The following is an 8823-nucleotide window of genomic DNA, read 5'->3' on the forward strand; positions in this document are numbered from 1 at the left end:
ATGTCGCCCCAGAGCAAGCAGTCCCTAGCGGTTGGTGAAACAGGGCCGCCACTCCCATAAATGGGGGACTACACCCACTCAACCGGGTGTTTACCACCTAATTTGAGGAATATCCCCACCCTACACTTCACCAAAAAGACACATTTTGAAACAACTTACTTATTACTCAGTATCTTCCTCATCCATGGCCCGACGGTTGCATAGCCCCTTGCAACGCAGGCAGATGCTGTCACCAACCGGGGATGGCGGGTTTCGCCGTTGCGCTATGTCGCGAGGGGAACCTCATGAAAATCATTGCATCGTCGTTCAATTCGTTCCGTTTCTTAAGGGTTTCGGGCGCAGGCTCTGTACTGTTGATCACCTTCAGTCTGTCCCCGGTCAACGCAGCACCGCTTGACGATGTCAGCCCGCCGCCGCCAACAGATCCTTCGGCGTATACCAACCCGCCGACCGACTTCAAGGCCGCGCTGGATGCCCTAAAGGCCATGCCACCCGCCAACCAGGGTTCCATCGCCTTGCCCAACGGTGTGTACGGCACCCGCACCACGCCAACGACCGACAACGTGCTGCCGCCAGCCCTGCAGACATCCTTCAAAATCCCCACCAACGGCAAGCCCAGCCCGTTGTTCGGGGCCCAGCCGTACACTCAGCAACTGCTGCTGTTCGAAGAATTCGGCACGGAGAAACTCGACCCGACACTGCCGCCGCCCACCCTGACTTTCCCGGTTCCGATCGTCGGTCCGGCGCCCACGCAGGACCCGAACAACATCGCCCGCAGCGGCCCTTCGGCCGCGGCGCTGGAAGCCTTCATGCGCCAGCCGGGGCTGTACCCGTTTCCGGCGCAGTATTCCAACGTGCTGGACCGCAACCCGTGGAAAGCGCAGATCGAAGCCTTCCTCAACCGCCATCCGGTCGGCTCGCCGGCCGAAGGTCGTCCGCCAGGAAAAGGCTGGTCGCACCAGCGCTGGAACGAGTTCTACCCACAGGTCGCCTTCAAGACCACTCAAGCGGGCGCCAAGCTCAACGGCGGCATGCGCGACCGCCGGCAGTTGCACAACTACGCCGTCGGTGAGTTCGGGCCGGGCGGGCTCTACAACCAGACCTCGGACACCCCGGTCATTACGGGCACCACCAAAGGCATCGACACCCGTTTTCACCCCAACATGCCGATTCAGAACCACAAGGCGCTCTGGACCTTCGACGGCACCTTTCCGCCAAAACTGCTGATGGTGCGGTACGGCCAACCGGTGCTGATGCGCCACTACAACGCCCTGCCGATCGATCCGTCGGCCAACATGGGGTTCGGCCTGCACACCCTCAGCACCCACGAACACAATGGCCACTCCCCGGCGGAAAGCGACGGATTTTCCAATGCATTTTTCTTTCCGGGGCAGTACTACGACTATCGCTGGCCGATCCAGTTGGCCGGTTACGACACCATCAACACCAGCGCTCAGGATCCGCGCGCGGCGTTCCCCTGCGCCCCGGGCGAAACCCTGTTCGTCAACGATGCCACGCCGGGCCTCAAGACCTGCAACAACGGCAGCATCAAGATCCGTGGCGACTGGCACGAAACCATGAGCACCCACTGGTTCCACGACCACATGCTCGATTTCACCGCGCAGAACGTCTACAAGGGCAACGCGGTGATGATGAACTACTACAGCGCCCTGGATCGCGGTAACGAAGCGTTTGTAGACGGCGTCAACCTGCGCCTGCCCAGCGGTTCAGCGTTGCCCTGGGGCAACCGCGACTATGACGTCAACCTGCTGCTGGCCGACAAGGCCTGGGACGCCAATGGCCAGCTGTGGTTCAACCCGTTCAACACCGATGGTTTTCTCGGCGACCAGCTCCTGGTCAACTGGCAGTACCAACCGCGCCTGAAGGTGCGGGCGCGCAGCTATCGTTTCCGCATCCTCAACGGCTCGGTGTCGCGCTACTTCAAGATCGCGCTGGTGCGTGAAATCGTCGGCACCGGTGGCGAATTCCCCGGCCCGACAGGTTCCGGCCTGTCCTATACCCGCGTGCCGTTCCACTTGATCGCCAACGACGGCAACCTCATGGAACACGCCGTACCGTTCGACGGCAGCATGGACCTGGACGCTGACGGCGACCTGCAGGACCACAACGCCATCCTGCCCACGATGGGCATCGCCGAGCGTTACGACATCATCGTCAACTTCGCGAAACACGGGATCAGCACCGGCGACAAGCTGTATTTCGTCAACCTGATGGAGCACCACGACGGCAAGGGGCCGGAGAGTTTGCCGCCGAGCCTGGCCGATGTCCTGTCCGGCAAGTACAAGGCGGTGCTCAAGCTGGGCAGCAAAGGGCTGGAATGGGACGCCGGCGACCCGGTGGTGGGCAAGTTCCTGCAACTGCTGGTACAGCCTTATGCCGGCCAGGACGTGAGCATGAACCCCGCCGACTACGAACCCGCCAAACCGGGCAAGGCGATGGGTAAAACCATGCTTCCGCTGACCCTCAACCGTGACGACCTGACGGTGCAGGCCAAACTGAAACTGGCGCGCCATCGCGAGTTCATCTTCGGCCGCTCCGATGGCACCGACGAAGCCCCCTGGACGATCAAGACCGACGGCGGTTTCGGCTTCCAGATGGACCCTCGGATCATCAGTGCCGCTCCGCAACTGGCCAACGGTCCGACCCCTGCCGGGTTCTCCGGCGACGGCACCCTGGAAGTGTGGAGAATCAGGAACGGCGGCAACGGCTGGAACCACCCGGTGCACGTGCACTTCGAAGAAGGGATCGTCCTCAACCGCGACGGCAAGGCACCACCGGAATGGGAAAAATGGGCACGCAAGGACATCTATCGCATCGGCGAGGGCATCGACAGCTCGCAGGACGTGGAAATGGCGATCCGCTTCCGTGAGTTCGCCGGGACCTACATGGAGCACTGCCACAATACCCAGCACGAGGACACTTCCATGCTGCTGCGCTGGGATGTCGAGCACCCCGGCCAGTTCCAGTTGATGCCAACCCCCCTGCCCGGCTGGGACGGCGTCACCTACGTCAACTCCGCGGCGCTGCCGACCTTCCGTACTGGCGATAGACGTGAAGAGGACGGCGATAACCAAAAACCGATTGCCAACCCCGACAGCGCCATCAGTAACACCGGCCAACCGGTGATCATCAACGTGCTGGCCAACGACAGCGACCCTGACGGTAACGTGCCACTTAAAGTGGTGGGTCTGGAGCAACCGGACTCCGGCAAGGGCGTGGTCAGCACCGATGGCCTGCGTGTGACCTACACACCACCGACCACGGTCCCCGCGCCGTTCACCGCGACCTTTACCTATAGGGCCGCCGATGCCAAGGGCGCCGAGTCGGCACCGGCAACGGTATCCGTGGCGGTCTCGGCAGCGATCAACGAGAGCCTGATCGTCACCAGCGCCACCGTCACCGCCCGCAGCAACAGCCGCTGGTATTGGGTCCTGTCCGGCACCACCTCCCGTGGCACGGGCAATACCATCACGGCGACGGCCACGACCACAACCGGTACGGTGAACCTTGGTGCCGCCGTCCTGACGCCTACGGCCACAGGCGCGCGCTGGAACATAGCGGTGACGACCGCCGGCAGCGGCCCCTCGCCTAGCCCGACGGCGACCATCAAATCGGCCTTCGGCAAAACCGTGACGGTGCCGATAAAGGCGAACTGAGTACAACCTGGCTTTAGCGATGAGGGCCTCATTGAGGCCCTCATCGCTAAAAAAACTGACAACTTACCTGGATGTCAACTCTCCAGAAAGAAGGTGATTGGCGGGGATGTGTTCTTCAAGGTTGAACGAGTAAAACAGTCTCTCCTGCCCACTCGATAACTGTCCGATCATGCTACGTGCTTCCCTGCTGGCCAATGCAGATACTTTGCCGCAGGCCAGATAGCAGAGCTATTTCTTCAAAATGATCAGACGAAAACGGTCAGTCAAAGAACTCCATGCCTGCATACGGCTCGCGCCGGCATTGCTCAAGCCTTGAAGCCAGGCTGCCCACATGCACTTCCAGGCGATGTCCATCGGGATCCGAAAAATAAAACGAGTTACCTTCGCTCGAATTGGACTTCCACTCAATAACGTTACGAAGCCGCAAGTAAGCGGTGACTTCTTCAAAATCTTCCTGCCCCACCGAAAACGCATAGTGGGTGTAATCAGGCTGCCTTTCCGCCAGACGGCTCTCATCAAGAGACAGACAAAGCCAGAGATCACCGAGGGAAAGATAGGCCCCCGTCTCCCAGCGGGCAGCCAATCTAAAACCGGGTAGAGCCACATAAAACTCAATACTGCGAGAGAGGTTCACAACCGCCAACGTCAAATGATTCAAGCCAGTCAACATGAGCATCTATCCAGAACCAGTCCACGAGAACGGTTGAGGATATCAATGTCGACTTTTTCAACACAATCGGCCAGAAGCGCTCACTCATCAAGACTCATGTCTTAGGCCGCCTGCCTGCGTAATGACGCGGCCCTGATTGGAAGAATTCGAGATATGGGCGCCCGCATGGGGCATTTGCCACTCGGTCCTTGCTGGATAGAGCGGATATGCCATCGGGCCAAATCCGGTGCCCGACGCTCATCATTGCAGCTGTACAGAATGGGCTGATGGGATGCCCGCTTCACGCGCTGAGGAAGTCAGTCAACCAAAATCGAGGTTCTTGAGAATACCTCGCACAAGCCCCATCGTGGATTTATCCGCGATGGGGCCTGCAACCGCGTAGCAACGTTCGGCCAGTAGCAAAAGCATCATACCGCCAGGATAAAGTCCGCCTGATCGATGCCTGCACTGCTGACACCGACAAGGCGAATAGAGTCCACTCCGATCCCGATCAGCGTGTCCGCCCCGTCAGCCGCAATGCTCACGTTGGCAGCGAACGTCTCGCTGCTGATCCCCAGCCCCGCGATATTGAGCAGGTCCTGCCCTGCGGCCGGATTGACGTCGAAGTCCTGGATCGAGTCGTTGCCGAAGCCTGCGGCAGCAAACGCGAAGGTATCGTTGCCGAAGCCGCCGTTGAGCGTGTCGTTGCCCAGCCCGCCGAGGAACAGATCGTCACCCGCACCGCCGAACAGAGTGTCGTTGGCCAGGCCGCCCAGCATCCTGTGGTTTGCCGCCGCTGCATCGTAGGCCAGTTCACTGCCGCTGCCCTCGGCGTTCGCCTGCAAACCCGCCGCCGCGTATTGGCCATTCAGCGCGACCTGCGCTGCATGCGCGCCGTCGTTCACGATCAGCAGGCCGCCGGTACCTGTGTCATTCGCTGCATAAGTGATCTGCGTATTGGCGCCGAACGCAATATCGCCAAAGTTCAGCGTATCACCCGCAGCAAAACCGCTGACGCTGCCACTGAACGCCGTCGACACATCAAGCTTCAGCGTGCCTGCCGCGCCGCTGTCAAACGTCACATGCTGATCGGAGGCAGCACCGAATTCCAGCATCGCCGAACCGCTGATAGTCGCGCTTCCCGCGCCTTGGGCATCTCCGTGGATGGTGATATTGCCATCGTTCGCCCACAGGCTGCCGCTGTTGACCAGCGCACTTTCAATCACCAATCCGCCGCTGCCGCTGGCTTGCAGCACCCCCGTGTTGGTGACGGCGCTGCTACCGGTATCGATCACCAGCGCATTGACGCCGCTGGCATGAATCAGGCCTGAGTTGACCAGCATCATCTGCCCCGCTCCCAACTGACCGGCACCCGAGATGGTGTTGTCGGCATTGGTGAGCACCGTGTCGGCGCTGCCGCCGAAAATCACGTTTTGCGCATTGTCGGATAGCAGCACCTGGCCGCCACCGGTCAAGGTCGCGCCACGGAACAGAATCTCAAGGCTGGTCTCGTTGCCGGTGGAGCCGAGCTCGATGGTGCCGCTGTTATGGATGCTGCCACCGAACGGCATGATCGCGCCGTCGGCAATGGTGAGGGTGCCGGCGTTGTTGGTGAGCGGATCGACATCGAACTGGAAGTTCGCTTCGCTCAAGTCCGCGGCATCGACACCTTTCAGGGTGACCGTCTGGCCCGAGCTTATGCTGACCAATGCATTGCCATTGGCGTCGTTAGTGATACTCAAGTCAGCAAAGCCGGTGACGCCCGTGAAGCCGATCATGTCGATCTTGTCTGCCGTGGCATCGAAACTGTAGATCTGATTGTTGCCGATCGGCTGGGCGAAGACGAAGGTGTCGGTACCGGACGAACCGGTCAGGTTGTCGTCAGCGGACAGGGCGAAGATCGGCGTGTCAGGGGCAAAGGCCTCGACGTTATTGAATACATAGGAACTGCCCACACTGCCGTCGGCGTTAGTCCAGGTCATGTTGATGTGGAGTACCGCAGCGCCCGCGAAGCCTTCTGGTGTTGTCACGGTCAATGCTCCGGGATCGCTGGTCTGCACGGTCCAGGTGCCGTCGCCGTTGTTGATTCCGGCGTTTAGAGTCCAATTTGACGGAACGTCGGCAATTGTGACAACAAAGCTATCGCTCAGGCCTGCCGATGGATCAGCAATCGCAAGGTTTATTGCTTCTCCGGACACTCCCGCAGGGTAAGTCAGGCTAATGCTTGTTGCAGCACTAACGTTGCCTGCCGCGTCCATAGCCGTGACAAATAGCGTCTTGGTACCCGTAAACTTGCCAGTCAAATCAATATTGGCGAATTGACCGCCGGTATTGGTCGTTCCGGTCCCAATTTCTGTGTCGCCGGCGCCAAACACGCCATTGCCATTGTCCAGGTAAACCTTAATGAATGAATTAGCTTCGGCGCTCCCTGAAAGCTTATGGTTTGTACCGGAGTTGTTGTAAGTCAGCCCAGTCGGTGACGCTGGCGGTGTTGTATCAATCGGAGTTTCAACGACGTTCTGCACGTTTACCGTAATCGTCTGCGTATCGATTCCGCCACTGGCGTCGGCCACCTGAACATCCACAACGTAGGCGTTGTCGCCATCGGTACCACCGACATCCTGGGGACTCTCGTAATCGGGCGCCGAATTGAACGTCAGCACCCCGCTCGAACTGATCGAGAACTTGCTGAAGTCCGTCCCGGCCGTATTCAGGAGCGAGTAGCTCAGCGTCTGCGCTGGTAGATCAGCATCGGTCGCCAGCACCGTCGTGACCGCCGTGGTGTTCTCCGCCACGTTGACCGAAGCCGTCGCACCGCCACCGTTGGAAGTGATCGTCGGTGAGTCGTTGCTGCCGGCGATATGCACGGTGACCGAAGTGAGGGTGCCATCGGCACTGCTCACCGCGAAGGTATCGGTGTAGGTGGTACCGGCGGCGAACTCGTTGTGGGCGGAGCTGGCGACGTAGGTCCAGGCACCGCCGGTGCCGATGGAGAACTGACCGTAGCTGCCGGCGGTGTTGGTTTGCGCGACGAAGGTTGCGGCGCTGTCGACGTCGCTGATGGTCAGGGTGCCGGCGGTGGAAATGTCGACGGCGGCATTGGTCTCGGTGAGGTTGGCGATGTCGGCGGACAGCACGGCCGCATCGTTGGTGCCGAGGATATGCACGGTGACCGAAGTGAGGGTGCCATCGGCACTGCTCACCGCGAAGGTATCGGTGTAGGTGGTGCCAGCGGCGAACTCGTTGTGGGCGGAGCTGGCGACGTAGGTCCAGGCACCGCCGGTGCCGATGGAGAACTGACCGTAGCTGCCGGCGGTGTTGGTTTGCGGGACGAAGGTCGCGGCGCTGTCGACGTCGCTGATGGTCAGGGTGCCGCTGGTGGAGATGTCGGCGGCGGCATTGGTCTCGGTGAGGTTGGCGATGTCGGCGGACAGCACGGCCGCATCGTTGGTGCCGAGGATATGCACGGTGACCGAAGTGAGGGTGTCATCGGCACTGCTCACCGCAAAGGTGTCGGTGTAGGTCGTACCGGCGGCGAACTCGTTGTGGGCGGAACTGGCGACGTAGGTCCAGGCACCGCCGGTGCCGATGGAGAACTGGCCGTAGCTGCCGGCGGTGTTGGTTTGGGCGACGAAGGTTGCGGCGCTGTCGACGTCGCTGATGGTCAGGGTGCCGCTGGTGGAGATGTCGGCGGCGGCATTGGTCTCGGTCAGGTTGGCGATGTCGGCGGACAGTACGGCCGCATCGTTGGTGCCGAGGATGTGCACGGTGACCGAAGTGAGGGTGCCGTCGGCACTGCTCACCGCGAAGGTGTCGGTGTAGGTGGTGCCGGCGGCGAACTCGTTGTGGGCGGAGCTGGCGACGTAGGTCCAGGCACCGCCGGTGCCGATGGAGAACTGGCCGTAGCTGCCGGCGGTGTTGGTTTGGGCGACGAAGGTTGCGGCGCTGTCGACGTCGCTGATGGTCAGGGTGCCGCTGGTGGAGATGTCGGCGGCGGCATTGGTCTCGGTCAGGTTGGCGATGTCGGCGGACAGTACGGCCGCATCGTTGGTGCCGAGGATGTGCACGGTGACCGAAGTGAGGGTGCCGTCGGCACTGCTCACCGCGAAGGTATCGGTGTAGGTGGTGCCGGCGGCGAACTCGTTGTGGGCGGAGCTGGCGACGTAGGTCCAGGCACCGCCGGTGCCGATGGAGAACTGGCCGTAGCTGCCGGCGGTGTTGGTTTGCGCCTGGAAGCTTTCCGGGCTGTCGATATCGCTAATGGTCAGGCTGCCGCCGGTGGTCAGCGGAGCATTGGTTTCGCTTAGCGTAACGCTGGCCGAGGACAGCACGGCGGCGTCGTTGCTGCCGGTGACGGTGACGGTCACCAGCTGGGTGTCGACGCCGCCGAGGCCGTCGCTAACCTGCACGCTGAACACTTCGTTGTGACTCTCGCCCGCCTTCAGCGACTGCACCGCACTGGCGACACCATTGGTGCCGTTGGCCAGGGTGTAGGTC

3 protein-coding genes are annotated in these 8823 nt (G+C 61.1%); 1 reads left to right on the forward strand and 2 read right to left on the reverse strand.

All coding sequences use genetic code 11. The features are described 5' to 3' along the window. Window positions 1-284 precede the first annotated feature (284 nt). Complete coding sequence (locus KW840_RS26325) at window positions 285-3677, forward strand: Ig-like domain-containing protein (RefSeq protein ID WP_218498265.1); 3393 nt, start codon at window positions 285-287, stop codon at window positions 3675-3677. A 259-nt stretch (window positions 3678-3936) separates the two neighbouring features. On the opposite strand, the gene fos is transcribed toward KW840_RS26325, so the two are convergent. After that, window positions 3937-4347, reverse strand: a complete 411-nt coding sequence (gene fos / locus KW840_RS26330) for a fosfomycin resistance glutathione transferase (RefSeq protein ID WP_218498266.1) — start codon at window positions 4345-4347, stop codon at window positions 3937-3939. A gap of 407 nt (window positions 4348-4754) precedes the next feature. Further along, the coding region (locus KW840_RS26335) for an S-layer family protein (protein ID WP_218498267.1) at window positions 4755-8823 on the reverse strand (4069 nt) is incomplete at its 5' end.

Origin of the sequence: Pseudomonas sp. PDM30 (assembly GCF_019218985.1) — a bacterium.
GTDB classification, from domain to species: domain Bacteria; phylum Pseudomonadota; class Gammaproteobacteria; order Pseudomonadales; family Pseudomonadaceae; genus Aquipseudomonas; species Aquipseudomonas jessenii.

What these genes read in the sequence shown, in the direction of transcription:
- fos (WP_218498266.1), bottom strand. Translation starts at nt 4,347, where the DNA reads ATGTTGACTGGCTTGAATCATTTGACGTTGGCGGTTGTGAACCTCTCT.
- KW840_RS26325 (WP_218498265.1), top strand. Translation starts at nt 285, where the DNA reads ATGAAAATCATTGCATCGTCGTTCAATTCGTTCCGTTTCTTAAGGGTT.